Consider the following 25,608-nt stretch of genomic DNA (forward strand, 5'->3'; position numbering starts at 1 on the left):
TATGCGCCGCCCGGCGGGGCGAGACGCCGGCGGGGCCGGCCAACCTGTCGGACCCGCACGGCAGTCACCCGCCCCGCCCACCGGATCCGCACGGCACACACCGGCCCCGCCTGGCACGCGCCGGGCTCCCCTGCCGATTTCCGCGCAGCCCACCCGGCGGACCCGCACGTCCCCCACCGGACCCACCCGCGAACCCACCCGGCGCAGAAGGCACACCCGCCGGATCCGGCCGGCACGCGCCCGGCGGCCCGCCAACCGCGCCGCATCCACCGGACCCGCGCCGCGCGCACCCCGCCCACGGGCCCGCGCCGCGGAGCTCGGGCCGGCCCGGTGGAGGTGGGGCGGGCCGGGCCGGCCGCGGCGGCGGCGGGTGGGGGTCACTTCTTCGCCGTGAGCCCCTTCGGGTTGAGGTGCCCGATGTTGCCGCTCTCCGAGCCGTCGGCCGGGTCGATCACGCAGTCGATCAGCGCCGGCCCGCCCGCGGCGAGGGCCTCGCGCAGCATCGCGGCGACCTCGTCGGGGGTGGTGGCCTGGTAGCCCTTGCCGCCGAACGCCTCGATCATCAGGTCGTGGCGCGCCTTCAGGAAGGTCGGCGCCGGGTCACCGGTCGGGGACGCCTCGTCGCCCCGGTAGACGCCGCTGTTGTTGAGGACCACGGTGACGACCGGCAGGTTGTAGCGGCAGACCGCCTCGATCTCCATACCGCTGAACCCGAACGCGCTGTCGCCCTCGACGGCGACCACCGGTTCGCCGGTCTCCACGGCGGCGGCGATGGCGTAGCCCATGCCGATGCCCATCACACCCCACGTGCCGCTGTCCAGGCGATGGCGCGGGACGTGCATGCCGATGGTGTTGCGGGCCAGGTCCAGGGCGTTGGCGCCCTCGTTGACCAGGTAGACGCGCGGGTTCTCGGCCAGGACGTCGCGCACGGCCTGCAACGCGCCGAGGAACCGCATCGGGTGGGCCGCCCTCGCGGCCTCCAGGCGCTGCGACATCCTGCCCACGTTCTGCGCCGAGCGGGCGGCGAGTTCCTCCCGCCAGGCGGCGGGGGCCGAGATCCGCCCGGGCTTGGAACGCTCGGCCAGCGCGTCCATCACCGAGCCGATGTCGCCGACCAGGGGGGCGGCGATGGGCTGGTTGCTGTCCATCTCGTTGGCCGCGATGTCCACCTGGACGAACTTGGCGTCCGGGTTCCACTGGGGTGCGTCGCCGTGCCCCAGCAGCCAGTTGAGGCGCGCGCCGACCAGCATGACGACGTCGGCCCGCTTGAGGGCCAGCGACCGGGCGGTCGCCGCGGACTGGGGGTGGTCGTCGGGCAGCAGGCCCTTGGCCATCGACATGGGCACGTAGGGGATGCCGGTGGCTTCCACGAACGCCCGGATCGACTCGTCCGCCCGCGAGTAGGCCGCGCCCTTGCCGAGCACGATCAGCGGCCGCTCGGCCCGTTCCAGGAGCTCGACGGCCCGGTCCACGGCGGCCGGCTGGGGCAGTTGGCGGGGCGCGGGGTCGATCAGCTTCCACAGCGAGGCCGCGCCCTTCCGGGCGTCGACGATCTCTCCCAGCACGGCGGCCGGGATGTCGAGGTAGACGCCGCCGGGCCGCCCGGAGACCGCGGTGCGGATGGCGCGGGCGATGCCGCGGCCGATGTCCTCGGCGCGGGAGACGCGGAAGGCCGCCTTGGCGAACTGCTTGGCGGCGGCGAGCTGGTCCATCTCCTCGTAGTCGCCGCGCTGGAGGTCGACCAGGTGCCGTTCGCTGGAGCCGGAGATCTGCACCATGGGGAAGCAGTTGGTGGTGGCGTTGGCCAGCGCGACCAGTCCGTTGAGGAAGCCCGGCGCGGAGACGGTCAGGCAGATGCCGGGGCGCTGGGTGAGGAAGCCGGCCGCCGCGGCCGCGTGCCCGGCGTCGCTCTCGTGCCGGAAGCCGATGTAGCGGATGCCCGACGCCTGGGCGAGGCGGGCCAGGTCGGTGATGGGGATGCCCACCACGCCGTAGATCGTCTCGACCCCGTTGAGCTTCAACGCGTCGACGACCAGGTGGATCCCGTCGGTCAGAGCGTCCGGTTCGGCGCCCTCCGTCCCCGTGGCCTGTGCGACAGTGTCCGTCATGGTCCGGTTCCTCCCTCAGAGGGTGCCGAGTTCGTCGTCCGTGTCCGCGCTGTCGTCCGGCCGTCGTCACTCCGACGGCGTGATTGTATGCAGTATCCCTTCGAATGTATGCAGTATCCCAGCGGCGACGGAGCTGCGCCATACCGTGGTCGGCACCAATCCGTGGCCCGGAGGGCGGAGCGGCGGTTCGGGCGAGCGCGACGCGCACCGTCCCCACCCAGGAGGGGGATCCTCCGCCGCCGGCCCGGGGAAACGGCGACGGCCTCCGCGACCGGGGGTCGCGGAGGCCGTCGGCTCGGCTCGGGTGCGGCGGTCGCTAGGCGCTCGCCAGGGAGAGCTTCGCGGCGAAGCCGAGGAACAGCGCGCCCGCCGCCGAGGAGGCGCCGGCCGACAGGCTCCGCCGGCGGCGGAAGGCGGCGGCCAGGCGGGTGCCGCCGAAGATCAGGGCGCTCAGGTAGAGGACGCTGCCGAGCTGGGCGAAAGCGCCGAGGACGAGGAACGACAGGGCCGGGTAGGCGTAGTTCGGGTCGACGAACTGCACGAAGAAGGAGATGAAGAAGAGGATCGCCTTGGGGTTGAGCAGGCTCACCACGAAGGCGCGCCGGAAGGGCCGCTCGGTCTTCCCGCCGGACTCCCCAGCCGCCGCGGCCGCGACGGTCTCCGCCGTGCCGCCGGGCTCGTGCCGGGTCCGCCAGATCTGCCACCCGGAGCGCAGCATGCCGATGGCGACCCAGGCGAGGTAGGCCGCGCCCACGTACTTCACGACGCCGAACAGCATCGCGTTGGTCTGGAACAGGGAGGCCACGCCCGCCGCCGAGAGGGTCATCAGCACCGTGTCCCCGCAGAACACGCCGGCCGCTCCGGCGTATCCGGCGCGCACCCCGCGCCGGGCGGCGACGGAGAGCACGTAGAGCGAGTTGGGGCCGGGAAGCAGCACGATCAGCAGGACGCCCGCCAGATAGGTCGGGAGGTTTATGACACCGAACGACTCGAACATGACCGGAGTGTCACATGATGCGACACTCCGGTCGACGCCCTGCCCGCTATGCGGACACCGCTTCCCGCCGCGGGGCGACGGTCACCCTGCGGGGAGCAGCGGGACGTCGAGGCGTCCGGCGAGTTCCTCCACCGTGGTGCCGAAGGTCTCCCGGACCCGCACGCCCTCGGGCGTGATGTCGAAGACCGCGAGGTCGGTGTAGACCCGGTCGACGCAGCCCAGGCCGGTGAGCGGGTAGGTGCACGCGGGCACCAGCTTGGGCTCGCCCTTCTTGGTGAAGAGGGTCATCATCACGAAGACCTTCTTGGCGCCGATGGCCAGGTCCATCGCACCGCCGACGGCGGGGATGGCGTCGGCCGCGCCGGTGTGCCAGTTGGCGAGGTCGCCCGCGCCGGAGACCTGGAACGCGCCGAGGACGCAGATGTCCAGGTGGCCGCCGCGCATCATGGCGAAGGAGTCCGCGTGGTGGAAGTACGCGGCTCCGGGCAGCTCGGTCACCGGGACCTTGCCCGCGTTGGTGAGATCGGGGTCGATCTCGCCGTCCTGGGCGGCCGGGCCCATGTTGAGCATGCCGTTCTCGGTGTGCAGGACGACCCCGGAGCCGGCGGGCAGGTGGTCCGCGACCAGGGTCGGCTGGCCGATGCCCAGGTTCACGAACGACCCCTGCGGGATGTCGCGGGCGATCAGGGCGGCCATGTCGTGCTTGCCCAGCGGGGCGCCGGTGTCGATGACTCGGTCGGCGGTGTTCATGCGCTCTGTGCCTCCTGCACCACGTGGTCGACGTAGATGCCCGGCGTGATCACGGCCTCGGGGTCGAGGCTGCCGGTGTCGACGATCTCGCGGACCTGGGCGATCACGGTGGTGGCGGCGGTGGCCATCACCGGGCCGAAGTTGCGGGCTGTCTTGCGGTAGACGAGGTTGCCCATCCGGTCGGCGCGGTAGGCGCCGATCAGCGCGACGTCGCCCTTGATCGGGTACTCCAGCACGTAGGTGCGGCCGTCGATCTCGCGGGTCTCCTTGCCCTCGGCGAGGAGGGTGCCCACGCCGGTGGGGCAGTAGAAGGCGCCGATGCCGGCCCCGGCGGCCCGCATCCGCTCGGCGAGGTTGCCCTGCGGCACCACCTCGAGCTCGATCCTCCCGGAGCGGTAGAGGTCGTCGAAGACCCAGGAGTCCGCCTGGCGGGGGAAGGAGCAGATCACCTTGCGGACCCGGCCCTTGGCGAGCAGCGCGGCGAGTCCGGTGTCGCCGTTGCCGGCGTTGTTGGAGACGACGGTGAGGTCCTTGGCGCCCTGGCGTATCAGGGCGTCGATCAGCTGGACCGGCATGCCGGCCATGCCGAAGCCGCCGACGAGCACGGTGGAGCCGTCCTCGACGCCGGCCACCGCCTCGTCCGCGTGCTCGTGGAAACGGGTGGTCATCGGGTGCCTCCGGTGACGTTCTCGAGGACCACGGCGAGGGCCTGGCCCACGCCGATGCAGATGGCCGCGACGCCCCAGCGGTCGCCCGACTCCCGCAGGCGGTGGGCGAGGGTGCCGAGGATGCGGCCGCCGGACGCGCCCAGCGGGTGGCCGAGGGCGATGGCGCCGCCCTTGGCGTTGACGATCTCCGGGTCGATGCCCCAGGCGTCCACGCAGGCCAGCGACTGCACGGCGAAGGCCTCGTTGAGCTCGACGGCGGCGACGTCCGACCAGGTGATGCCGGCCCGCCCGAGGGCGCGGTCGGCCGCCTCGACGGGGGCGAAACCGAACTCCTGCGGGTCGAGGGCGAAGACGCCCCGGCCGGCGATCCGGGCGACCGGGTCGGTGCCGATGCGCTCGGCCGCGGTGCCGGAGCCGAGCAGCACCGCGGAGGCGCCGTCGCTCAGCGGGGAGGCGTTGCCGGCGGTGATGGCGCCGTCGGGGCGGAAGGAGGGCTTGAGGCCCGCGAGCTTTTCGGCGGAGGAGCCGGGGCGGATGCCCTCGTCACGGGTGAGGGTGTTGCCCTTGCGGTCGACGACGACGGGGACGATCTGGTCGTCGTAGAAGCCGGCGTTCCAGGCCGCGTCGGCGAGGTTGTGGGAGCGGGCGGCGAACTCGTCCTGGCGCTCGCGGGAGATCGTGAAGCGGTCGGCGAGCTGCTCGTTGGCCTCGCCCAGGGAGACGGTCCACTCCTCGGGCATGCGCGCGTTGACCAGGCGCCAGCCGAGCGTGGTGGAGACGGCGGTGACGTTGCCGGCCGGGAAGCCGCGGGACGGCTTGGGCAGCACCCAGGGCGCGCGGGTCATCGACTCGACGCCGCCGGTGAGGACGATGTCCGCGTCGCCGGTCTCGATGGCGCGGGAGCCGATGATGGCGGCGTCCAGCGAGGAGCCGCAGAGCCGGTTGACGGTGGTGGCCGGCACGGAGGTGGGGAGGCCGGCCAGCAGGACGGCCATCCGGCCGACGTTGCGGTTGTCCTCGCCGGCGCCGTTGGCGTTGCCCCAGACCACGTCGCCGATCTCGGCGGGGTCGAGGTCGGGCGCCTTCTCGAGGACGCCCTTGACCGCCGTGGCGGCCAGGTCGTCGGGCCGGACGTCGGCGAGGGCCCCGGAGAACTTCCCGAAGGGCGTGCGGGCTGCTGCGTACAGATAGCTCTCGGTCACCTACTCACCGTACGAGTTCACACTTGTGCGCGTCCAAGACCTAGTGGGCATCGATTGATAAGCGGTGCTTATCAACGGCGTACAGTGGGCGGCATGGAACTCCGCCAGCTCCGCCATTTCCTCACCCTGGCCGAGGAGTGCCACTTCGGGCGCGCGGCCGCCCGGCTCCACGTCGCCCAGCCCGCCCTCTCCCAGCAGGTCAAGCAGCTGGAGCGGGAGCTCGGGGTCTCGCTGTTCAACCGGTCCACCCGCCACGTCGAGCTCACCGAGGCCGGGCATCACCTGGTGGAGCATGCGAGGGCGTTGGTGGCGGAGGAGGAGCGCACGCTGGTGCACATGCGGGAGCTGGCCACCGGCCACGCGGGACGGGTCTCGGTCGGCTTCATCGGCACGGCCACGTACGACGTGCTGCCGCGGGTGGCCCGTACGGTCCGGGGGCGGCTGCCGCGGATCACCCTCGACCTGCGCGGTGAGATCCTCACCCCGCGGCTGGTGGAGGGGCTGCGCTCGGGCGCCTTCGACCTGGCGGTGCTGCGGGGCGCGGTGGACGAGGAGGGCATCCGCACGGTGCCGCTGCGCTCGGAGCCGCTGGTGGCGGTGCTGCCGTCGCACCACCGGCTCGCCGGGCGGGCGAGCGTGCCCCTGGCGGAGCTGGCCGAGGAACCGTTCGTGGTCCATCCGTCGCAGTCGCGGTCCTCGATGTACGACCTCGTGCTGGCCGCGTGCCGGCGGGCGGGGTTCGAGCCGTCCCAGCTGGTCGAGGTCGGCGAGACGGCCACGCTGGTGGTGCTGGTCGCCGCGGGGCACGGTGTGGCCCTGGTCCCGGCGTCGGTGCAGAGCCTCAGTGTGGAGGGCGTCACCTACGTGCCGCTCTCCGGCCCGGAGTCCGTCGACCTCCTCCTGGCCCGCCGCGACCGCCGCGAGTCGGCGGCGGTCGACCAGGTGGCCGCGGTGATCGAGGACTGCGCGGGCGGCTGACGCATACGAAGCCCGACGCGCACGAAGGCCCACGCACCGCGAACGGCGGCCGCGCCGGGCCCCGCGGTTCAGGACTGCCCGGCCAGGTCCCGCTCCAGTGCGTGGGCCGCCGCCTCCAGGGTGGCGACCGTCGACCGCAGCCGGTGCGGGTCGTGGCGCATGCCCGGCATGGACACCGACAGCCCGGCCACCGCGGTGCCGTCCCGGTCGCGGACCGGCACGCCCACGGCGACCAGCCCGCGCTCGGAGCGCTCCTGGTTGACGGCGAAGCCGGTGCGCCGGATCCGCCGCAGCTCGGCGTGGAGTTCCGGCGGCTCGGGGAGGTCGCCGGGCCGTTCGGGCAGGCGTCGCGGGCCGTAGAGCTCGTCCAGCTCGGCCTCGGGCAGTTCGGCGAGCAGCAGCAGGCCCGCCGTCGTCCGGTGGGCGGGGAAGACCATGCCCTCCCGGGACCCGACCCGCAGGGCCTGCCGGCACTCGACGCTGGCGATGACCCGGGTGGTGTCGCCGGTGCGCACCATCAGGTTGGAGGTCTCGTCGAGGAGGTCGACGACCTGACGCAGGTGCGGCAGGGCGACCGCCCGCAGCCGTGAGGCCAGGGAACGGGAGTGTGCGGCGAGTTCCAGCACCGGTCCGGCCCGGTAGGCGCGGCTGTCGTCCCGGACGGCGAAGTCCCGGTAGACCAGCATGGCCAGGATCCGGTGGGCGGTGGACCTGGCCACGCCCAGCCGTTCGGCGATCTGGGCCACGGTCGTGGTGCCCTCCAGCTGCAGGATGGTCGCCGCGCGCAGCGCGTGGTCCACGCTGGCGATGGGGTAGGGCGGCGGCTGCTTGAGGGGCTTGTCCATGACCTGGTCTGACCTGTCCGGGAGTCCGAGCGAAGTTCTGCTCTCCAGAATATGCGTGTTCTTCAGGGTGGGCCGTTGCACGCTGAGCCGCATGACGACCACCTCCTCCGTCCCTCGGGACGTCTCCACGGATTCGCCGGTCCGGCTGCAGGCCGTCGACGGCGACGGGCAGCCCGAGGTCACGCCCGCCCTCGAAGAGCTGTACCGGGGCTTCGAGCGGGAACTGCTGGTCCCGCTGTGGACCGAGATCGGCGACCTGATGCCGGCCCACCCCCGCTCGCGGGCCGTCCCGCACGTGTGGCGCTGGGAGCGGCTGCGGGAGCTGGCCTCCCGGGCGGGTGACCTGGTGCCGGTCGGCCGCGGCGGTGAGCGCCGGGCGATCGCGCTCGCCAACCCGTCCCTCGGCGGCCGGCCGTTCGCCACGCCGACCCTGTGGGCGGCCGTGCAGTACCTGATGCCGGGCGAGGACGCCCCCGAGCACCGCCACACCCAGCACGCCTTCCGCTTCGTCGTCGAGGGCTCCGGGGTGTGGACGGTCGTCGGTGGCGACGCCGTGCCCATGAACCGCGGCGACTTCCTCCCGCAGGCCGGCTGGAACTGGCACGCCCACCACAACGCCTCCTCGGAGCCGATGGCCTGGATCGACGGTCTGGACATCCCGTTCCAGTACGTCACCGAGGCGCAGTTCTTCGAGTTCGGCCGGGACGAGATCGGCGAGGCCGAGCGGACCACCCCGGAGCGGTCGCGTTCCGAGCGCCTGTGGGCCCACCCGGGTCTACGCCCGCTGTCGGCCGCTCCCGCCGCCCCGGGCAGCCCACTGCTGTCGTACAAGTGGGAGTACACCGACGCCGCCCTCAAGGACCAGCTGCTGCTGGAGAAGGAGGGCTTCGGCGGCACGGTGGAGCCCGGCCACGCCGCGGTCCGCTACGCCAACCCGCACGACGGCTCGGACGTCCTGCCGACCGTCCGCGCCGAGTTCCACCGGGTGGTCCGCGGCGCCGAGACCGCGCCGGTGCGCGAGACCGGCTCGTCGGTCTACCAGGTCTTCGACGGCTCCGGCGTGGTGACCGTCGGCGGGAGGTCCTGGACGGTCACCCGCGGCGACCTGTTCGCCGTCCCGTCCTGGGAGCCGTTCTCCGTGAGGTCCGAGGCCGGCACGACCGACTCCGACGAGGGCGCCCTCGACCTCTTCCGCTTCTCCGACTCCCCCGTCTTCGAAGCCCTCCAGCTCAACCGCACCCGTAAGGACGCCTGACCATGAAGCTCGCCACCCTCCGCACCCCCGCCGGCCACCGCGCGGTCCGTCTCGACGGCGACGTCCTCGTCGACCTCGGGTACGCCGACCTCGGCGAGCTGTTCGCCGAGGACGGCTGGCGGGAGAAGGCCGCCGCCTCCGGCACGACCTACCCGGTGGACGGCGCCGACTTCGCGCCGGTCGTCCCCCACCCCTCCAAGGTGGTCTGTGTGGGCCACAACTACACCAACCACATCAAGGAGATGGGCCGGGACCTCCCCGCACACCCCACCCTCTTCCCGAAGTTCGCCGAGACCCTGATCGGCGCCCACGACGACATCGTCAGGCCCGCCGAGACCGACGCCTTCGACTGGGAGGTCGAACTCGCCGTCGTCATCGGCAGGTCGGTGCGCCGCGCCGACGAGCAGGAGGCCGCCGAGGCCATCGCCGGCTTCACGGTCATGAACGACATCTCGGTGCGCGACTGGCAGTTCCGCACCATCGAGTGGACCCAGGGCAAGATCTGGGAGGCCACCACCCCGGTCGGCCCCTACGTCGTCACCCCCGACGAGGTCGGCGGCGTCCGCCCGGCGCTCGAGGTGCGGACGGTCGTCGACGGGCGGGTGATGCAGCAGGACGACACCGGCACGCTGCTGTTCGACCCGGTCTTCCTGGTGCGGTACATCTCCACCGTCATCACCCTGAAGCCGGGCGACATCATCGCCACCGGCACCCCCGCCGGGGTGGGCAACGCCCGCGACCCCAAGGTGTTCCTGCTGCCGGGCGACTCGGTGACCACCGAGATCTCCGGCCTGGGCGCCTGCGTGAACACGGTGGTCGAGGGATGACCGGCGCCCCCCGTACCCTCGCCGACGCCCGGGAGTGGGCGCGCGTGGGCACCGAGCTGGTGCTGGGCGCCGTCGCGGAGATCGGCGAGGCCGAGTTCGACGCGGACAGCCTGCTGCCGGGCTGGACCCGCAAGCACCTGGCCGCGCACGTCGCCGCCAACGCGGACGCGCTCGGCAACCTGGTGCGCTGGGCGGCCACCGGCGACGAGACGCCGATGTACGCCTCTCCCGAGGAGCGGGCCGCGGGCATCGCCAAGGGCCCTGTCATGTCCGCCGAGGAGCTGCGCGCCTGGCTGCGCGCCTCCGCGGTGAAGCTGGCCCAGGGCCTGGACGCACTCACCGAGGAGCAGTGGCGCGGCAAGGTCGTCACCGCCCAGGGCCGCACCGTGCCCGCCACCGAGCTGCCCTGGATGCGGGCGCGCGAAGTCTGCGTTCACGCCGCCGACTTCGGCACCGGTGTCTCCTTCTCCGACCTGCCGGCGGGCTTCCTGACCGCCCTGGTCGACGAGATCGCCGCCCGGCGCGGGCCGTCCGCCCTGTCCGACGGCCGACTGCCGGACGGTCCGCTGCCCGAGGTCGCCGCCTGGCTGGCCGGCCGGCCCCACACCCTCGCCGACGCTCCCGAGCTCGGCCCGTGGCTCTGAGGAGTTGAGAGTTCATGTCCAACCCTGACGTCATCGTCGTCGGCGGCGGCATCGGCGGCCTGGGCGCGGCGTTCTCGCTGAGCCGCCAGGGCCTGAGGGTCCGCCTGCTGGAGAGCGCCCCCGCCTTCGGCGAGGTCGGCGCCGGCATCCAGCTCGCCCCCAACTGCACGCGCATCCTCGACGACTACGGACTGCTCGACGAGGCCCAGGGTCTCGGCGTGGTGCCGGACTCGATGGTGATGCGCGACGCGGTCGACGGCGCGGAGCTCACCCGGCTCGACCTGCGCGACCTCGAGAAGCGGTACGGCTACCCGTACCTGGTGATCCACCGCAGCGACCTGCACGGGCTGCTGCTGCGCGCCTGCGAGCGGGCGGGCGTCGAGCTGGTCAACGACGCCCGGGTGACCGCGTACGAGAACACCGGTGGCGGCGCGCGCGTCACCCTCGCCTCGGGCGGGACCCACGAGGCCGGCCTGGTCATCGCGGCCGACGGCCTGCACTCCGTCGCCCGCAGGCTGCTGGTCGACGACGAGCCGGTCTCCTCCGCGTACGTCGCCTACCGCGGCACCGTGCCCGCCGAGGAACCGCGGGTCCAGGGCACCGACCTCAGCGAGGTCGCGCTCCACGTCGGCCCGCGGTGCCACTTCGTCCACTACGGCCTGCGTGGCGGCAAGCTGCTCAACCAGGTCGCCGTCTTCGAGTCCCCCAAGGCCCTCGCGGGCCAGGAGGACTGGGGCACCCCGGACGAGCTGGACGCGGCCTTCGCCGAGACCTGCGACTTCGTCCGGGAGGGCCTGCCCTTCATGTGGCGCGAGAAGTGGTGGCGCATGTTCGACCGCGACCCGATCATGACCTGGGTGCACGGCCGCATCGCACTGCTGGGCGACTCGGCGCACCCGCCGCTGCAGTACATCGCGCAGGGCGCGATCATGGCGATCGAGGACGGCTGGGTGCTCGGCGAGCACGTCGGCCGCAACAGGGCCGAGGACGGCACGGTCGACTGGGACGCCGCGCTGGCCGCCTACGAGGCGGTCCGCCCGGAGCACTGCCGCCGCGTGCTGTCCACCTCGCGCGTCTGGGGCGAGCTGTGGCACCTCGACGGCGACGGGCGCGAGCGGCGCAACGCGGTGCTGCGGGCGCGGGACACGTACGACTACTCCTTCACCGACTGGCTGTACGGTCCGACGGCGCTGACCCCGGACCAGGAACCGGAGATGTTCACCCCGATTCCCCTGTCCTCGGTGTCCCTCGGCACCGGGGCCGCGGCGGCGGCACCGACCGCCTGACCGGAGGCCCGCCCGCACGGAGGCCCGCACCCCGGCCCAGGGGCGCGGGCCTCTCCCCCCGTCTTCCACCGGCCTCCCCCCAGGCTTCGCCCCGGACTGCCCCCGGCCTGACCTCCGGATATACCGGTGGAGCCGCCCTCCCCCGCTCTGTTACGGTCCTGCTGCCGGCCGCGGGACTCCGGCGCGACTTCCGGGACTTGCCTTTGAAGCACAGATTCGCTGCTCGTGCCCCCATTCCCCGGCCGGCACCCGCCGCCCTCGCGGCGGGACGGCGGAAGGACATCCGGGGGTGCGCACGGTGGAGTCGATCGGCGATCTCGTCGCGGCCGACGACGTGCTGCTCTTCGTCAACGCGGCGATCACCGCCACCGGCCAGCGCGAGTTCCACTCCTCCGCGGGCGCGCAGACGCTGTCGCTCGACTTCCTCCACGCCTACATGCTGGGCAACTACCGCGACCTGTACGCGGGCGTGCTCGCCCTCGACATCAACGACCACAACGCGGCGATCGTCGTCCACCGGCTGCTGGAGACCACCGGCGAGGCGACCGCCGGGCAGCGGCGCCGCGAGGGCCGTCTGATCGCGGCGCGGCTGGCGGCCATGCCGCCGCAGCGGGTGTACCGGCTGTTCGACACGCTGCGCCGGGCGCGGGTCAACAACCGCCGTACCCGCGCCGTGGTGCGCGACTGGCTGACCGCCCGGCCGGACCTCGCCTTCGACGCCGTGAAGTACCGTGGCGCCCTCAAGCGGGCCCTGCGCCACGCCCATCTGCTGCCGCCGGGCGGGGAACTGGGCGACTTCCTGTTCAAGCCGGCGTCCCGCCCGCGCTACGCGACGCCGGTCCTGGAGACCTGGCGCCGCGCCCACCACGACAAGAGCGCGCTGTACGACCTCCCGTACACGGCCGCCCAGGGGTTCGCCGCGCGCCACGGCATTCCCCGCGAGGTCTTCCTGGAGCGCATCGCGCCGCGCCTGACCCGCGCCGAGACCCTGCGACTGCAGGAGTCCGCCCGCCGCCACGGCGCCGACGCGGTGCGCACCGACCTGTCCCGGATGCCGCTGACCCGGCTCGCGTCGTACGTGCTCGCGCTGCCGCTGGAGGAGCGCGCGCACCGGCGTGCCGAGCTGACCGGCGCCCTCGCGGCGGCGGCCGGGCGGGTGGTCGGTCCCCGGCGGGGAAGCTGGGGGAAGGTCACCGCCGTCCTCGACGACAGCTTCTCCGCCTCCGGCTCGGGCGAGAAGCGGCGCCGCCCGCTGGCCGTGGCCCTGGCCGCGCACCACCTGCTCGCCGCCCTGGCCGAGGACTACACCGCGCTGTGGACCTCGGGCCGTGAGGACGCCCTGCTGGTCCACCCGTTCGGGCCGACACCGCTCGGCCGGCGCGTCCTCGACGCCCTGGACACCGGCCCGTCGCGGCTGGTCGTCGTCTCCGACGGCTGGGACAACGCGCCGCCCGGTCTGGCCGCCGAGGTGCTGCGGGTCTGGCGGACCCGGCTCGACCCGTCCCGCCGCACCAGCGTCGTGCACCTCAACCCCGTGTACGACGCGAGCGGTTTCGACGTGCGCCGGCTCTCCCCCACGGTGCCCACCGCGGGCATCCGGGACGCCGAGGACCTTCCGGCGCTGGTCGAGATCGCCCAGTTCGCCGAGGGCCGCACCGGTCTGGCCGAACTCACCGCCTACCTGGACGCCCGCGCGGCCAGCCTCACGGGCGCCGGCCCCTCGCCCGAGGACACACCGTGACCGCCCTCGACCTCACCGGCCTGCGCACCCGCCCCGCCCAGGTGTGGGGTGCCGTCCGCCTGGTGCCGCTGGTCCGCGACGAACCGGTCGACGACCTCCGCCTCAGCCCTCGCGCGTACGGCGACTCCGTCGGCGTGGTGGGACTCGGGCGCCGCCGGAGCTATGTGTCGTACGTGCCGCACGGCCTCGTCGCCACCTGGACCCGGGACGGCTCCCCGGCCGCCGCCTACGGCACCGGACTGTCCGCCGAGCCCGACTCCGTCCCGGCGGCCACCGTGCCGCTGCGGATCCACCGCCGGATGGTCCACCGCGAGGCCAAGGACCGGCTGCGGTTCCTGCCCCTGCACCTGGCGCTGGAGGGGTACCTCGCGCTGCACTTCGGCGGCCCGTCCGTCGCCTGGGAGGAGTGGTCGCAGCAGGCGGTCCGCCGGGGCCTGTCCCCCCGGGCGGAGGAGGCCTACACGGGGGCCGCGGTGACCGGACTCGCCGAGGCGCTGCGGGTGTTCGAGATCCACCCGGGCCAGTGCGGTGTCCTGCTGTACGCGGCCGACGCCCTGGCCGCCGCGTTCGTGGTCCCGCACCCGGACGACTACCGCGCCCTGCACGCGACGCTGCTGCAGGACCTGTACGGCGAACTCGTGCACCACTACGCGACGTTGATGCCCGCCGTGCCGGACTTCCGGGCCCGGGTCCCGGACACCGGCATCCGCACGCTCGCGGACCTGCGCGCGGCCGCCGCCGAACAGGAGGACGCCTGGGCCCGGTTCCACGACTCGACGATGGCCGCCGGGCTCCTTGCGGGGTCGTACACCTGGCAGACGGCGTACCGGCTGGGGCGCTTCACCCTCGCCCGCTTCCTGCCGCCGTTCCGGCCCCGCCACGAGAACCACATCGGGGAGGCCGTCACGGACGACCGGGGCAGGATCGTCTACCTCAAGACGTTCCGCCTCTCGGAGAGCCAGGTGCGCCGCGGTCACCTGCTCGACCGCCTCGCCGCCCACGACTGGCACCTCGGCGACACCGCGGCCGGCATGGGCCTGGACGAGGCGCAGTTGGGACTGCGTCTGGAGAACGCCGGCTTCGGGAACCTGCTGCGCCAGGACGTCCTCGACCGCCACCGGCGACAGCGACGCGACCAGGGCCGCCGACGGCACCAGGGCGGCCGAGGAGTGTCCGCCTGACCTCCGGCGGGCTCCAACTCCCCTGCTAGGGTGCGGCGATGCCTTCGGTCAAACAGTTCCAGGTCACCTTCGACTGCGCGGAGCCCGAGCGGCTCGCCCGCTTCTGGTGCGAGGTGCTGGGGTACGTCGTCGCCCCGCCGCCCACCGGGTTCGCCACGTGGGAGGCGTTCAACTCCTCCCGGCCTCCCGGGAAGGACGGCGCGTGGTGCGCCTGCGTCGACTCCTCGGGTGCGGGCCCGCGGCTGTTCTTCCAGCGGGTCCCCGAGGGGAAGACCGTGAAGAACCGCGTCCACCTCGACGTCCGGGTCGCCACCGGCCTCGTCGGGGAGGAGCGCCTGGCCGCCCTCGAGGCGGAGTGCGCACGGCTGCTCCCGCTGGGCGCGGTGCGCGAGCGGCTCCTGTACGACGGCCACGACGCGTGCATCGTGATGCGGGACATCGAGGGCAACGAGTTCTGCCTCGACTGACGGGTTCCCGTGCCGCGGGCCCTCGGCGTCCCGGGGCGAACTCCACCGCGGCCCGGGGGTCAGTCGAGGACGATCGCCGTGACCCACTCGGCCTCGCGCGCCCGGTACCCGTAGAGCTCGCCGAGCCCGGTCGCGATCGCCGGGACGTGGCGCGCTCCGTAGACGACGGCCACGCGGAGCGGCTCCTCGCGCCGCTCCGCGTGGATCTCCCCGAGCGCCGCCAGCAGACGCCGGTCCCGCCGGTCGGTCAGGGCGTCGAGGACCGGATCGTCGGCCAGGGCCTCCGCGCGCGCCGTCGGCGGCAGGTCGTCGACCTCCAGGTCCCGGTCGAGGAAGGCGCGCGGGCCGCGCAGCGCGAAGACCAGGCCGAACAGCGGCGCCAGGACGAGCAGGCTCCAGTAGGCCCACCGCGACACGGCCTCCAGGTCCTCGACGACCTCGGCCGCGGTGACGTCGGGACGCAGGACGGGGACGCCGTCCGGCAGCACCCGTGCGTCGGTCTGCGGCACCAGGCCGTTGCTCCGCCGCAGCGGGGCGAACCGGTAGGCCAGGGTCAGGGCGCTCACCGGGCCGGGCCGGCCCGTGACCCCTTCCAGCACCACCAGGTCGCACTCCGCCAGCCTGCGGCGCACCTGCGCGTAGAAGTCCGGCGACGCCACGTGCAGCATCGGGAGGAGCACGAACTCCAGCGGTGTCCGTGCGTGCCGCATCCTGATCACTGCCGACCGGACGGCGATCCCGGTGATCTCGATGATCTGCATGGCGCCCCCGTCGGACCCGCGGCCCCCAGGCCGGTTCCTCGCCTCGAAGAGAGAGGACGAACGCCCGGGGGGCCGCGGTTCCCGCCCGGGCCGCCCTACTCCGCGGTGGAGCGGGCGAGCGGGGCCTCCTGCGCGAAGAAGGTCTTGGCGCGGGTCAGCGCCCGTTCGTCGTCGAGCACCTGGCCGGGGGCCGAACCGTTGCCGAGCAGGACGCCCCCGTACCGCATCTTCAGGTACGCGGCGCTGTTGCCCAGCATGAGCCGCAGCGGCTCGGCGACACCCTCCTCCCGGTCCCCCATCACCGTCACGCCCCACAGGGTGCGGCCGGCCATGCGCCGCCGGAAGTCGAGCTCGGGGAGGGTGAGCCACTTGGCCCAGTGGTCCAGGTACGCCTTGGTGGAGGTGGAGACCGAGTACCAGTACAGCGGGGTGACGAGCACGATGTCGGTGGCGGCGAGGGTGGCATCGCGCAGCAGCGCCTCGTGCTCCGCCTCCACGCCCCCGGCCTCCGGCCAGGGCTCGCCGGTGTGGCGGGCGTCGACGTAGGGGGCGAGCGGCAGCCGGGTCAGGTCCAGCCACCGCTGGTCGACGTCACCGGGCAGCTGTTCCGCCGCGGCGCGGGCCAGCGTCTCGGTGTTGCCGCCCTCACGGGCACTGCCGAGCAGGAAGAGGAACGAGCGGTTCACAGGCACTCCCGGGCATAGCTGGGTCGGATCGGTCATGACGTCAACTTCCTTGCTGACGCAATTATTTCCGACGCTGGCTATGGGCGGACGCCGCGCAGGTCAGGCGGTGGGCGGCGCTGTCGCGAGGACGGTGCGGACCGCGGTGCGGACCTGGCGGTCGGTGAGGTCGGCGCGGGCGGTGAGGCGCAGCCGGGAGACGCCGTCGGGGACGGACGGCGGGCGGAAGCAGCCCACCTGGAGTCCGGCCGCGCGGCAGTCGGCGGCCCAGCGGACGGCCGCGTCGGGCGACGGCGCCCGCACCGAGACCACCGCGGCGTCCGGGTGGCTCACCCGCAGGCCCGCCGCCGTGAGGTCCGCGTGGAGCATGGCCGCCACCTCCCGTGCCCGCGCCGCCCGGCCGGGTTCGCCCCGCAGGAGCCGCAGGGCGGCGAGGGCCGCGCCGACGGCGGCCGGGGCGAGGCCGGTGTCGAAGATGAACGTGCGGGCGGTGTTCACCAGGTGGGCGATCACCCGGGCGGGGCCCAGGACGGCGCCGCCCTGGCTGCCCAGCGACTTGGACAGGGTCACCGTCGCCACGACGTCGGGCGCGCCGGCCAGTCCGGCGGCGTGCGGCGCTCCCCGTCCCCCGTCGCCCAGGACGCCCAGCCCGTGGGCGTCGTCGACGAGGAGCGCGGCTCCCGCCTCCCGGCAGGCGGCGGCCAGCCCGGCCAGCGGGGCCGCGTCGCCGTCGACGGAGAAGACGGAGTCGGTGACGACCAGGGCGCGTCGGCCCGGGTGGGCGGCGAGGGTCTTGCGGACGGCCTCCGGGTCGGCGTGCGGCACCACGGCGGTCTCGGCGCGGGCGAGCCGGCAACCGTCCACGATGGAGGCGTGGTTGGCGGCGTCCGAGACGACCAGGCCGCCGCGGTCGCCGCCCAGCGCGGTGAGCGCGGCCAGGTTGGCCGCGTAGCCGGAGGACAGCACCAGGGCGGCCTCGAAGCCGCAGAACCGGGCGAGTTCGCGTTCGAATTCGGCGTGGAGGGCGGTCGTGCCGGTGACCAGCCGGGAGCCCGTCGCCCCCGCTCCCCAGCGGGCCGCCGCGGCGCCGGCCGCGGCGGTCACCGCGGGGTGGCGGGTGAGGCCGAGGTAGTCGTTGCCCGCGAGGTCCAGCGGGCCCTCGTCGGCCTCACGGGGGCGCAAGGACCGCACCAGGCCGCCCAGTTCACGTCGACGTGCTTCCTCGTCGATCCAGTCGAAGGGGTCCTGGCGGGCCAGCGGCATGGGCGGTGCGGTCCTTGTCCTGGTGGTTCGGTGGTTCGGTGGTTGCGCGGTTCGGCGGATCGGTGGTTCCGGCCGGGCGGGTGCCCGCTCGACGGACCGACCCTAGCCGCAGTCGGCCGGTCACGAACTGTGGTCATCCACACACGTGCCGCGGCCTCTTGTTGGCCGTTTCCTCCTTTGCCCAGCCCTCCGCGTGGGCAAGGATCAAGGCCATGGACCTGCTCGACGCTCTGGTGGAGAAGGGGCTCCGACGTGAGCCGCCGACCCGTGAAGAAGCCCTCGCCGTACTGGCGACCTCCGACGACGATCTGCTCGATGTGGTGGCCGCGGCGGGCCGGGTGCGCCGCCACTGGTTCGGCCGCCGGGTGAAGCTCAACTACCTGGTCAACCTCAAGTCCGGTCTCTGCCCGGAGGACTGCTCCTACTGCTCCCAGCGGCTGGGCTCCAAGGCGGAGATCCTCAAGTACACCTGGCTCAAGCCGGAGGAGGCGGCCGCGGCGGCCGCGGCCGGTGTGGCCGGCGGCGCGAAGCGGGTGTGCCTGGTGGCGAGCGGCCGCGGGCCCACCGACCGGGACGTCGACCGCGTGTCGCGGACGATCGAGGCGGTCAAGGAGCAGAACGAGGGCGTGGAGGTCTGCGCCTGCCTGGGACTGCTCGGCGACGGGCAGGCGGAGCGGCTCCGCGAGGCGGGCGCCGACGCGTACAACCACAACCTGAACACCTCCGAGAGCACCTACGGCGACATCACCACGACGCACACCTACGCGGACCGCGTCGACACCGTGGAGAAGGCGCACGGCGCGGGCCTGTCGGCCTGTTCCGGCCTGATCGCCGGGATGGGCGAGAGCGACGAGGACCTGGTGGACGTGGTCTTCGCGCTGCGCGCCCTGGACCCCGACTCGGTGCCGGTGAATTTCCTGATCCCCTTCGAGGGCACGCCGCTGGCCGAGGAGTGGAACCTCACCCCGCAGCGGGCGCTGCGGATCCTGGCGATGGTGCGGTTCGTCTGCCCGGACGTCGAGGTGCGGCTCGCGGGCGGCCGCGAGGTGCACCTGCGGACGCTGCAGCCGCTGGCCCTGCACCTGGCCAACTCCATCTTCCTGGGCGACTACCTGACCAGCGAGGGCCAGGCGGGCCGGGCCGACCTGGAGATGATCGCCGACGCCGGGTTCGAGGTCGAGGGCACGGACACGCGCACCCTGCCCGAGCACCGCGCCGGGCGCGCGGGCCGCGGCGCGGTGTGCGGCCAGGAGTCCGACGGCTGCGGCCACGAGGCGTCGGCGTGCGACGGGGGCGCGGCGGCGTGCGGCAGCGGCGCGGCGGCGTCGGGCGGGTCCGCGGCGACGAGCAGCGGGTCCGCGGCCGCGTGCGGCGGGTCCGCGGCGGCCGGCGGCCGGGAGGAGCCGGGGAGCGAGGGCCGGAAGGAACCGGGGAGCGGCGGCCGGGGCACGGGCGTCCCGGCCCCCGCCACGTCCCCGCGGACCGACCTGGTCGCCGTGCGCCGCCGCGGCGCGGGAACGGACGTCGCGCCCAATGCCTGAGCTCGGCCCCGAGGCGCTGCTGTCCCTGGACCGGGCGCACGTGTGGCACCCGTACGGGCCCATGCCGGGCCGCGCGGAGCCGCTGCTCGTGGAGTCCGCGTCCGGGGTCCGGCTGCGCCTCGCCCAGGAGGCGTACGGGCGGCGCGAGTTGATCGACGGCATGTCGTCCTGGTGGTCCGCGGTGCACGGCTACAACCACCCCGTGCTCAACGAGGCCGCGACCGCGCAGCTCGGCCGGATGAGCCACGTCATGTTCGGCGGCCTCACCCATGAACCGGCGGTGCGGCTGGCCGCCCGTCTGGTGGAGATCACCCCCGAACCGCTGCGGCACGTCTTCCTCGCCGACTCGGGCTCCGTCTCGGTCGAAGTGGCGTTCAAGATGTGCCTGCAGTACTGGCGTTCGCTGGGCAGGCCCGGCAAGCGGCGGCTGCTGACCTGGCGCGGCGGCTACCACGGGGACACCTGGCAGCCCATGTCGGTGTGCGACCCGGAGGGCGGGATGCACGAGCTCTGGCAGGGCGTCCTGCCCCGCCAGGTCTTCGCGGACCCGCCGCCAGCCGCGTGGGACGAGGCGTACGCCCGGCGCCTGACCGACCTGATCGCCGCGCACGCCGACGAGACCGCGGCCGTGGTGGTCGAGCCGGTGGTGCAGGGCGCCGGCGGCATGCGCTTCCACTCCCCCGAGTACCTCCGGGTGCTGCGCGAGGCGTGTGACGCGCACGACGTGCTGCTGGTGTTCGACGAGATCGCCACGGGCTTCGGCCGCACCGGCGAGCTGTTCGCGGCCGACCACGCCGCCGTCGCCCCGGACGTGATGTGCCTGGGCAAGGCGCTGACCGGCGGCTACCTGACGATGGCGGCGACCTTGTGCACCACGCGGGTGGCGGAGGGCATCTCGCGCGGCGAGGTGCCCGTCCTGGCCCACGGCCCCACCTTCATGGGCAACCCGCTGGCCGCCGCGGTCGCCCGCGCCTCCGTGGACCTGCTGCTCGGGCAGGACTGGCGGCAGGAGGTCAAGCGCCTGGAGGCGGGCCTGCGCGACGGGCTCGCGCCCGCCCGGGAGTGCGCGGGGGTGGCGGACGTCCGGGTGCTGGGCGCCATCGGGGTGGTCCAGCTGGACCACCCCGTCGACATGGCGGCGGCCACCGCCGCGGCGGTGCGCGAGGGGGTCTGGCTGCGGCCCTTCCGCGACCTGGTGTACGTGATGCCGCCGTACGTCACCGATGACGAGGACCTGGCCCGGATCTGCCGCGCGGTGTGCGCGGCGGCCGCGGCGGGCTGAGCCGGCGAGGCAGGAACAAGAGGAACGACATGTCAGTGATCGTCGTATCGGGCACGGGAACCGAGATCGGCAAGACCGTGGTGACCGCGGCCGTGGCCGCGCTGGCGGTGGCGGCCGGCCGGTCGGTCGCGGTGCTCAAGCCGGCCCAGACCGGGCTGGCGGCGGACGAGGCCGGCGACGCCGCCGAGGCCGCCCGCCTGGCCGGGGAGCCCGGTGCCGTGACCACCGTCGAACTGGGGCGGTATCCGGACCCGTTGGCGCCGGCGACCGCCTCGCGGCGGGCGGGGCTGCCTCCGGTCAGGCCGCCGCAGATCGCGGACGCCGTCGAGCGGTTGTCCGCCGACCACGACCTGGTGCTGGTGGAGGGCGCGGGCGGGCTGCTGGTCCGCCTGGACGAGCGGGAGGCCACCCTGGCCGACGCCGCGGTGCTGCTGCGGGCTCCCGTCCTGATCGTGGCGCCCGCGGGACTGGGCACGCTCAACACGGCGGCGCTGACCGCGGAGGCGTTGCGGTCGCGGGGGCTGGAGCAGCTCGGGGTCGTCGTCGGGAGCTGGCCGCGCCACCCGGACCTGGCGGCCCGCTGCAACCTGGCCGACCTTCCCCGCGTGGCGGGAGCACCGCTGCTGGGCGCGGTCCCGGAGGGCGCGGGGGCGCTGGTCCCCCTGCTCTTCCGCGAGACCGCCGCGGAATGGCTGTCCCCCCGCCTGGGGGGCCGCTGGGACCCCTCGGCGTTCGTGGCGGCCCACGGGGCGACGGCGGACGCGCTCCCGGGCTGAGCTGGCCGCGGGGGCGCGCGTCCACCCACGCCGGAGTGTGCCCCGCCCCCGCGCGGGGGGGGCGTGCCCCCGGGGCGGGTCGACACGCGCGAGGGGCGGGAACGGACGGCGCGCGGCCGAGAACAGGCACCCGGAGCCATACCGCACCCCTCAACTCCGCTGCCGCTCCGGCCCGGGCTGCGGCCCCGGCTCCGGCTCGGGCTCGGGCTGCGGCTTCGGCGCGGGCTGAGGCTCGGGCGCCCACTCCGGCTCCGGCTCCGGCTCCGGCTCCGGCTCCGGCTCCGGCTCCGGCAGGATCGCTCTGGACGGGGTGGCGGAACTCGCGGGCGGGGCGTGTGGGGCCATGTCCCGAGGGCGCGGCCCCGTGCCATCATCCGGTCCCATGACGACATCCGCTCCGTTCGTGCGCCCCTACCGCCCCTCCGACCGTCCGGCGGTGGGCCGCGTCTGCGTGCTCACCGCCCACGACGGAGGCGACGCCACTCCGCACTACACCGACCCGGCGATACTCCCGACGCTCTTCGCCTACCCGTACGTGGACCGGGAGCCGGAGCTGTCGTTCGTCGTCGACGACGGCGCCGGCGAGGCGGTCGGCTACATCCTCGGCACCGCCGACACCGCCGCTTTCGCCCGGTGGTTCCGCGACGACTGGCTCCCCGGGGCCGCCGAGGCCTATCCGCCGCCACCGGCGGCCGACGGCGGCGAGCCGACCCCCGACGAGGTGATGGCCGCCCTGCTGCACAACCCGGAACGCATGGTCCGGCCGCAACTCGACCCGTTCCCGGCCCACTTGCACATCGACCTGCTGCCCACCCACCAGGGCCTCGGCCTGGGCCGCGCCCTGATGGAGGCCTTCCTCGACGCCCTCCACAAGTCCGGCGTCGACCAGGTCCACCTGTGCATGTCCCGTGCCAACACCCGGGCACGCGCCTTCTACGACCGCATGGGCTTCGAGGAACTGGCGGTCCCCGACGACGGCCCCGTCTGGTACCTGGGCCGCCCCACCGCCCGCACCGGCGGCGACGCCTCCCCCCGCTGACCGCGTCGGCGCGTGCCGGGACCCTCCGGCGCGCGCCGCGCGACCACCGCCGCCGCGTCGTCGCGACGCCGGGCGGCGTTGTCGGTGCCGGTCCCTAAGGTGAGGACATCAGCTGGACGCGGGACGGGTCCACGCCGGGACACGCGATCCCGGTGGCAGCTGTACGGCGACTGGCCATGCCTCCTCCTCCACCCACCGTGCCCCCTCATGCCCTTTTCCGGGTCGCGGGGGACGAACCGAAGGGAATCGACGCGATGAGCACGACGGCAAAGGCCCGGCTGAAGAAGCACCTGGTGAACCACGTGGCCCTCGTCATCGACAAGTCCGGGTCCATGCAGGGCCACTCGGACCAACTCATACGCGTCGTGGACGAGTTCGTGAAGGGGCTCGCGGAGGAGTCGGACCGTCTCGGCCACGAGACCCGGATCAGCCTCTACGCCTTCGACCACCTGGTCGAGAACCTCGTCTGGGACATGGACGTCAAGCACCTGCCGTCCATGCGCGGCCTGTACACCGTCGAGAACGGCGCGACGGCGCTGATCCAGGCATCGGTGAAGGCGCTCGACGACCTCGGCCACATCTGGGAGGAGTACGGCGAGCACAGCTTCCTCCAGGTCGTCGTCACCGACGGCGAGGAGAACGCCTCGGGCGCCGACACGACGGGGTCGCGCCACGACCACCTGCCCGACGGCCGCGCCGTGCTGGAGGGGTGGCGGGCCAGGATCGCCGAGAAGCTGAACAGCCTGCCGGACCACTGGACCTCGGCCATCATGGTCCCCAACTCCCTGGCCAAGCGCACCGCCCAGCAGTACGGGTTCCCCACGGGCAACATCTCGATCTGGGACGCGGACTCGGCACAGGGCGTCGAGGAGGCCATCGGCACGGTCAAGTCGGCCGCCACCCGGTTCCTCCGGGACCGTGAGCAGGGCGTCCGCGGCACCAGGAACCTGTTCGCGATGGGCCAGGACCTCAGCACGGCCGCGGTGACGTCCACCCTGCAGGCGCTGGACGCGGGCAAGTACGTGCTCATACCCGTGGACCAGCAGTCCGCGATCCGCGACTTCGTCACCCGGACCGGGCACCCGTACACGACCGGATGCGCCTTCTACGAGCTCTCCAAGCGGGAGAAGATCCAGGCCGGCAAGAAGATCGCCGTGGCGGAGAAGGACCCGGTCACCGGAAGGATGACCGGCAAGGTCTTCACCGGCCCGGCCGCCCGCCGGCTCCTGGGCCTCCCGGAGACCGAGGTCACCGTCACGCCCGGCCACAACGAGGCGTACACGATCTTCGTCCAGTCCACCTCGGTCAACCGCAAGCTGGTCACCGGCACCAAACTGCTGGTCCTGCTCTAACCCGCCGCCTGCCGCGTGGCCGAGCCGCCGCTCCGAAGGGCTGTACTCCGGGGCGGCGGCTCCTGCGTGACCGCGCGTCAGTCCCCGGGCGGGTAGTCGTACAGGTCGTCGTACAGGGCTCTGCTCATGTCCCCGCGCAGGCCCTTGTACAGGTCGTCGACCAGCTGGAACCCCTCGGCGATCCACGCCAGTTCGGTGCGGGCGCGGGCGATGAGCCCGTCGTAGGCGTAGACCTTGAACCGCACGGCGAGTTCCGCCTCGCGCTCGGTCAGCTGGGCCAGCCGCGCGGCCAGGGTGGGGTGGCTGCGGTCGACCAGCGCGGCCCGGGTGGCCTCGAGCATGCTCAGCTGCTCCTCCCAGTAGGCCTGCTGCTGCCCGAGCTGCTCCCGTACCGCCCGCGGTTCGGCGAAGTCGAAGTAGGCCGCCTTCAGGTAGGCCGGGTCGCGCTGCCGCTGCGGCGTCAGCGGTGACCCCATCCACTCCTGGAAGTCCGCGAGGCCCGCCTCGGTGACGTGGTACTCCTTCTTCGTCCCCTTGCGGCCCCAGGGCACCTCGACCGAGGTGAGCAGGCCGTCCCGCTCCATCCGGTTGAGCTCGGGATAGATCTGCGAGTCCGGGGCGTGCCAGACATGGGCCACCGAGCGGCTGAAGCTCTTCGAGATGTCGTACCCGGTCATCGGACGACCGGTGAGCAGCGCGATCAGCGCGTAGCGCAGCGACAAGGCACTTCCCCCTTTCCGGACTGATCAAGGTACACACTCTTGCCACTCCCTATGGGCATAGCTAGTTTGTGACCCGCACAACACATACCTCTCTCCATAGGGAGTCTCATGTCTTCTCCCACCTCCGCCGCGCCCCCGGCCACCGCGGCGGCGAAGATCTTCAACTACCCCCGCAACGCCTGGTACGTCGCCGCCTGGGACCACGAGGTCACCGGCCGGCAGCCGCTGGCCCGGACGGTCGCCGGCGTGCCGCTGGCGCTGTGGCGCACCACGGAGAGCCGTGTGGTCGCCCTCGCCGACGCCTGCTGGCACCGTCTGGCGCCCCTGTCGAAGGGCACGATCCTCGGCGACGAGCTGCAGTGCCCGTACCACGGCCTGCGGTACAACTCGACCGGCCGCTGCACCGGCATGCCCGCGCAGGAGACGATCAACCCCAGCGCGGTGGTCCCCTCCTACCCCGTCGTCGAGCGTCACCGGTACGTGTGGGTGTGGGTCGGCGATCCCGACCTGGCCGATCCGACGACCGTGCCGGACATGCACCGGATGGACCACCCGGAGTGGGCGGGCGACGGCGAGACCATCCACGCCGAGTGCAACTACCAGCTGGTCCTGGACAACCTCATGGACCTCACCCACGAGGAGTTCGTGCACTCCTCGAGCATCGGCCAGGAGGAACTGTCCGAGGCCGAGTTCGAGGTCGCGCACCAGGGCCGCACGGTGACCGTCACCCGGTGGATGCGCGACATCGACGCGCCGCCGTTCTGGCTGAAGAACATGCGGGACAAGTTCCCGGGCTTCTCCGGCAAGGTCGACCGCTGGCAGATCATCACCTTCGAGGCGCCGGGCACCATCTGCATCGACGTCGGCGTGGCGAAGGCGGGCACCGGCGCGCCCGAGGGCGACCGCAGCCAGGGCGTCAACGGGTTCGTGATGAACACGATCACCCCCGAGACCGACCGCACCAGCCACTACTTCTGGGCGTTCATGCGCAACTACCGCCTGGACAGCCAGACGATCACCACCCAGCTGCGGCAGGCGGTGCACGGGGTCTTCGGCGAGGACGAGGACATGCTGCGGGCACAGCAGCGCGCCATCGACGCCAACCCGGACCACGAGTTCTACAGCCTCAACATCGACGCCGGTGGCATGTGGGTGCGCCAGATCCTCGAGCGCATGCTCGCGGCCGAGGGACGCCCCTCCGCCGTGCCCGCCGTGCCCGTCGCGGGCCGGGGGGTCTGAC

The 25,608-nt window shown here is 73.6% G+C and carries 24 protein-coding genes; 14 read left to right on the forward strand and 10 right to left on the reverse strand.

Going from position 1 to position 25,608, the window contains the following annotated elements; translation table 11 throughout:
* Positions 1–377: 377 nt before the first annotated feature.
* The 5 genes from oxc to ACWD3O_RS19540 form a co-directional block, all read right to left on the reverse strand.
* On the reverse strand, positions 378–2,108 hold the full coding sequence (gene oxc, locus ACWD3O_RS19520) for an oxalyl-CoA decarboxylase (protein WP_451416713.1): 1,731 nt from the start codon (positions 2,106–2,108) through the stop codon (positions 378–380).
* 316 nt (positions 2,109–2,424) lie between these two features.
* Positions 2,425–3,105 (reverse strand): leucine efflux protein LeuE, encoded by a 681-nt coding sequence (gene leuE, locus ACWD3O_RS19525; protein WP_451408785.1) that lies wholly within the window; start codon positions 3,103–3,105, stop codon positions 2,425–2,427.
* 81 nt (positions 3,106–3,186) lie between these two features.
* Positions 3,187–3,855 carry a 3-oxoacid CoA-transferase subunit B gene (locus ACWD3O_RS19530; protein ID WP_451416714.1) on the reverse strand — a complete coding sequence of 223 codons (669 nt, stop codon included), beginning with the start codon at positions 3,853–3,855 and terminating at the stop codon, positions 3,187–3,189.
* Positions 3,852–4,523 (reverse strand): 3-oxoacid CoA-transferase subunit A, encoded by a 672-nt coding sequence (locus tag ACWD3O_RS19535; protein ID WP_451416715.1) that lies wholly within the window; start codon positions 4,521–4,523, stop codon positions 3,852–3,854. Before ACWD3O_RS19535 ends, ACWD3O_RS19530 begins: the two co-directional genes overlap by 4 nt.
* Positions 4,520–5,725, reverse strand: coding sequence for a thiolase family protein (locus tag ACWD3O_RS19540; protein ID WP_451408787.1), 1,206 nt, complete (start codon positions 5,723–5,725; stop codon positions 4,520–4,522). The genes ACWD3O_RS19535 and ACWD3O_RS19540 overlap by 4 nt, the downstream gene beginning before the upstream one ends.
* A 93-nt stretch (positions 5,726–5,818) precedes the next feature.
* Here ACWD3O_RS19540 and ACWD3O_RS19545 point away from each other — a divergent pair, with 93 nt between their 5' ends.
* A complete protein-coding gene (locus tag ACWD3O_RS19545; RefSeq protein ID WP_451408788.1) occupies positions 5,819–6,703 on the forward strand; it encodes a LysR family transcriptional regulator in 885 nt (294 codons plus the stop codon).
* 68 nt (positions 6,704–6,771) lie between these two features.
* On the opposite strand, the gene ACWD3O_RS19550 is transcribed toward ACWD3O_RS19545, so the two are convergent.
* Positions 6,772–7,548, reverse strand: a complete 777-nt coding sequence (locus ACWD3O_RS19550) for an IclR family transcriptional regulator (protein WP_451409035.1) — start codon at positions 7,546–7,548, stop codon at positions 6,772–6,774.
* Between the two features lie 91 nt (positions 7,549–7,639).
* Here ACWD3O_RS19550 and ACWD3O_RS19555 point away from each other — a divergent pair, with 91 nt between their 5' ends.
* From ACWD3O_RS19555 to ACWD3O_RS19585, 7 genes are all read left to right on the forward strand, one after another.
* Complete coding sequence (locus ACWD3O_RS19555) at positions 7,640–8,803, forward strand: cupin domain-containing protein (RefSeq protein WP_451416716.1); 1,164 nt, start codon at positions 7,640–7,642, stop codon at positions 8,801–8,803.
* 2 nt (positions 8,804–8,805) lie between these two features.
* Positions 8,806–9,630 (forward strand): fumarylacetoacetate hydrolase family protein, encoded by an 825-nt coding sequence (locus ACWD3O_RS19560; protein ID WP_451416717.1) that lies wholly within the window; start codon positions 8,806–8,808, stop codon positions 9,628–9,630.
* Positions 9,627–10,274: a maleylpyruvate isomerase family mycothiol-dependent enzyme gene (locus ACWD3O_RS19565; RefSeq protein WP_451408791.1), complete on the forward strand. Its 648-nt coding sequence runs from the start codon at positions 9,627–9,629 to the stop codon at positions 10,272–10,274. The genes ACWD3O_RS19560 and ACWD3O_RS19565 overlap by 4 nt, the downstream gene beginning before the upstream one ends.
* A 14-nt stretch (positions 10,275–10,288) precedes the next feature.
* Complete coding sequence (locus ACWD3O_RS19570) at positions 10,289–11,560, forward strand: FAD-dependent oxidoreductase (protein WP_451416718.1); 1,272 nt, start codon at positions 10,289–10,291, stop codon at positions 11,558–11,560.
* A gap of 298 nt (positions 11,561–11,858) precedes the next feature.
* Positions 11,859–13,301: a hypothetical protein gene (locus ACWD3O_RS19575; RefSeq protein ID WP_451416746.1), complete on the forward strand. Its 1,443-nt coding sequence runs from the start codon at positions 11,859–11,861 to the stop codon at positions 13,299–13,301.
* Positions 13,298–14,482, forward strand: a complete 1,185-nt coding sequence (locus ACWD3O_RS19580) for an ARPP-2 domain-containing protein (RefSeq protein ID WP_451416719.1) — start codon at positions 13,298–13,300, stop codon at positions 14,480–14,482. Before ACWD3O_RS19575 ends, ACWD3O_RS19580 begins: the two co-directional genes overlap by 4 nt.
* Before the next feature lie 38 nt (positions 14,483–14,520).
* The gene (locus ACWD3O_RS19585) at positions 14,521–14,949 is read left to right on the forward strand and encodes a VOC family protein (protein WP_451416720.1); all 429 of its coding nucleotides are present in this window, start codon (positions 14,521–14,523) and stop codon (positions 14,947–14,949) included.
* A gap of 59 nt (positions 14,950–15,008) precedes the next feature.
* Here the strand turns inward: ACWD3O_RS19585 and ACWD3O_RS19590 are convergent, their stop codons facing one another.
* The 3 genes from ACWD3O_RS19590 to ACWD3O_RS19600 form a co-directional block, all read right to left on the reverse strand.
* Positions 15,009–15,710: a hypothetical protein gene (locus tag ACWD3O_RS19590; protein ID WP_451416721.1), complete on the reverse strand. Its 702-nt coding sequence runs from the start codon at positions 15,708–15,710 to the stop codon at positions 15,009–15,011.
* Positions 15,711–15,805: 95 nt separating this feature from the next.
* The gene (locus ACWD3O_RS19595) at positions 15,806–16,432 is read right to left on the reverse strand and encodes a flavodoxin family protein (protein WP_451408797.1); all 627 of its coding nucleotides are present in this window, start codon (positions 16,430–16,432) and stop codon (positions 15,806–15,808) included.
* A gap of 63 nt (positions 16,433–16,495) precedes the next feature.
* The gene (locus ACWD3O_RS19600; protein WP_451416722.1) at positions 16,496–17,656 is read right to left on the reverse strand and encodes an aminotransferase class I/II-fold pyridoxal phosphate-dependent enzyme; all 1,161 of its coding nucleotides are present in this window, start codon (positions 17,654–17,656) and stop codon (positions 16,496–16,498) included.
* 212 nt (positions 17,657–17,868) lie between these two features.
* Here ACWD3O_RS19600 and bioB point away from each other — a divergent pair, with 212 nt between their 5' ends.
* The 5 genes from bioB (at position 17,869) to ACWD3O_RS19625 (ending at position 23,646) form a co-directional block, all read left to right on the forward strand.
* A complete protein-coding gene (bioB, locus tag ACWD3O_RS19605) occupies positions 17,869–19,197 on the forward strand; it encodes a biotin synthase BioB (protein ID WP_451416723.1) in 1,329 nt (442 codons plus the stop codon).
* Positions 19,190–20,479, forward strand: a complete 1,290-nt coding sequence (locus tag ACWD3O_RS19610; RefSeq protein ID WP_451408800.1) for an adenosylmethionine--8-amino-7-oxononanoate transaminase — start codon at positions 19,190–19,192, stop codon at positions 20,477–20,479. Before bioB ends, ACWD3O_RS19610 begins: the two co-directional genes overlap by 8 nt.
* Positions 20,480–20,508: 29 nt before the next feature.
* Positions 20,509–21,255 (forward strand): dethiobiotin synthase, encoded by a 747-nt coding sequence (gene bioD / locus ACWD3O_RS19615; protein WP_451416724.1) that lies wholly within the window; start codon positions 20,509–20,511, stop codon positions 21,253–21,255.
* Positions 21,256–21,637: 382 nt separating this feature from the next.
* Positions 21,638–22,294, forward strand: a complete 657-nt coding sequence (locus ACWD3O_RS19620; protein ID WP_451416725.1) for a GNAT family N-acetyltransferase — start codon at positions 21,638–21,640, stop codon at positions 22,292–22,294.
* Positions 22,295–22,548: 254 nt separating this feature from the next.
* The gene (locus tag ACWD3O_RS19625) at positions 22,549–23,646 is read left to right on the forward strand and encodes a VWA domain-containing protein (RefSeq protein ID WP_451408803.1); all 1,098 of its coding nucleotides are present in this window, start codon (positions 22,549–22,551) and stop codon (positions 23,644–23,646) included.
* Between the two features lie 77 nt (positions 23,647–23,723).
* Here the strand turns inward: ACWD3O_RS19625 and ACWD3O_RS19630 are convergent, their stop codons facing one another.
* Positions 23,724–24,368, reverse strand: a complete 645-nt coding sequence (locus tag ACWD3O_RS19630; protein ID WP_451408804.1) for a PadR family transcriptional regulator — start codon at positions 24,366–24,368, stop codon at positions 23,724–23,726.
* Between the two features lie 108 nt (positions 24,369–24,476).
* Here ACWD3O_RS19630 and ACWD3O_RS19635 point away from each other — a divergent pair, with 108 nt between their 5' ends.
* Positions 24,477–25,607, forward strand: coding sequence for an aromatic ring-hydroxylating dioxygenase subunit alpha (locus tag ACWD3O_RS19635; RefSeq protein ID WP_451416726.1), 1,131 nt, complete (start codon positions 24,477–24,479; stop codon positions 25,605–25,607).
* Position 25,608: the final 1 nt, after the last annotated feature.

The sequence above is a fragment of the Streptomyces sp. NPDC002640 genome, from assembly GCF_053592575.1.

What these genes read in the sequence shown, in the direction of transcription:
- bioB (WP_451416723.1), top strand. Translation starts at nt 17,869, where the DNA reads ATGGACCTGCTCGACGCTCTGGTGGAGAAGGGGCTCCGACGTGAGCCG.
- ACWD3O_RS19535 (WP_451416715.1), bottom strand. Translation starts at nt 4,523, where the DNA reads ATGACCACCCGTTTCCACGAGCACGCGGACGAGGCGGTGGCCGGCGTC.
- ACWD3O_RS19600 (WP_451416722.1), bottom strand. Translation starts at nt 17,656, where the DNA reads ATGCCGCTGGCCCGCCAGGACCCCTTCGACTGGATCGACGAGGAAGCA.
- ACWD3O_RS19595 (WP_451408797.1), bottom strand. Translation starts at nt 16,432, where the DNA reads ATGACCGATCCGACCCAGCTATGCCCGGGAGTGCCTGTGAACCGCTCG.
- ACWD3O_RS19620 (WP_451416725.1), top strand. Translation starts at nt 21,638, where the DNA reads ATGACGACATCCGCTCCGTTCGTGCGCCCCTACCGCCCCTCCGACCGT.
- ACWD3O_RS19590 (WP_451416721.1), bottom strand. Translation starts at nt 15,710, where the DNA reads ATGCAGATCATCGAGATCACCGGGATCGCCGTCCGGTCGGCAGTGATC.
- ACWD3O_RS19610 (WP_451408800.1), top strand. Translation starts at nt 19,190, where the DNA reads ATGCCTGAGCTCGGCCCCGAGGCGCTGCTGTCCCTGGACCGGGCGCAC.
- ACWD3O_RS19560 (WP_451416717.1), top strand. Translation starts at nt 8,806, where the DNA reads ATGAAGCTCGCCACCCTCCGCACCCCCGCCGGCCACCGCGCGGTCCGT.
- ACWD3O_RS19625 (WP_451408803.1), top strand. Translation starts at nt 22,549, where the DNA reads ATGAGCACGACGGCAAAGGCCCGGCTGAAGAAGCACCTGGTGAACCAC.
- leuE (WP_451408785.1), bottom strand. Translation starts at nt 3,105, where the DNA reads ATGTTCGAGTCGTTCGGTGTCATAAACCTCCCGACCTATCTGGCGGGC.
- ACWD3O_RS19570 (WP_451416718.1), top strand. Translation starts at nt 10,289, where the DNA reads ATGTCCAACCCTGACGTCATCGTCGTCGGCGGCGGCATCGGCGGCCTG.
- oxc (WP_451416713.1), bottom strand. Translation starts at nt 2,108, where the DNA reads ATGACGGACACTGTCGCACAGGCCACGGGGACGGAGGGCGCCGAACCG.
- ACWD3O_RS19565 (WP_451408791.1), top strand. Translation starts at nt 9,627, where the DNA reads ATGACCGGCGCCCCCCGTACCCTCGCCGACGCCCGGGAGTGGGCGCGC.
- ACWD3O_RS19635 (WP_451416726.1), top strand. Translation starts at nt 24,477, where the DNA reads ATGTCTTCTCCCACCTCCGCCGCGCCCCCGGCCACCGCGGCGGCGAAG.
- bioD (WP_451416724.1), top strand. Translation starts at nt 20,509, where the DNA reads ATGTCAGTGATCGTCGTATCGGGCACGGGAACCGAGATCGGCAAGACC.
- ACWD3O_RS19530 (WP_451416714.1), bottom strand. Translation starts at nt 3,855, where the DNA reads ATGAACACCGCCGACCGAGTCATCGACACCGGCGCCCCGCTGGGCAAG.
- ACWD3O_RS19555 (WP_451416716.1), top strand. Translation starts at nt 7,640, where the DNA reads ATGACGACCACCTCCTCCGTCCCTCGGGACGTCTCCACGGATTCGCCG.
- ACWD3O_RS19550 (WP_451409035.1), bottom strand. Translation starts at nt 7,548, where the DNA reads ATGGACAAGCCCCTCAAGCAGCCGCCGCCCTACCCCATCGCCAGCGTG.
- ACWD3O_RS19545 (WP_451408788.1), top strand. Translation starts at nt 5,819, where the DNA reads ATGGAACTCCGCCAGCTCCGCCATTTCCTCACCCTGGCCGAGGAGTGC.
- ACWD3O_RS19585 (WP_451416720.1), top strand. Translation starts at nt 14,521, where the DNA reads ATGCCTTCGGTCAAACAGTTCCAGGTCACCTTCGACTGCGCGGAGCCC.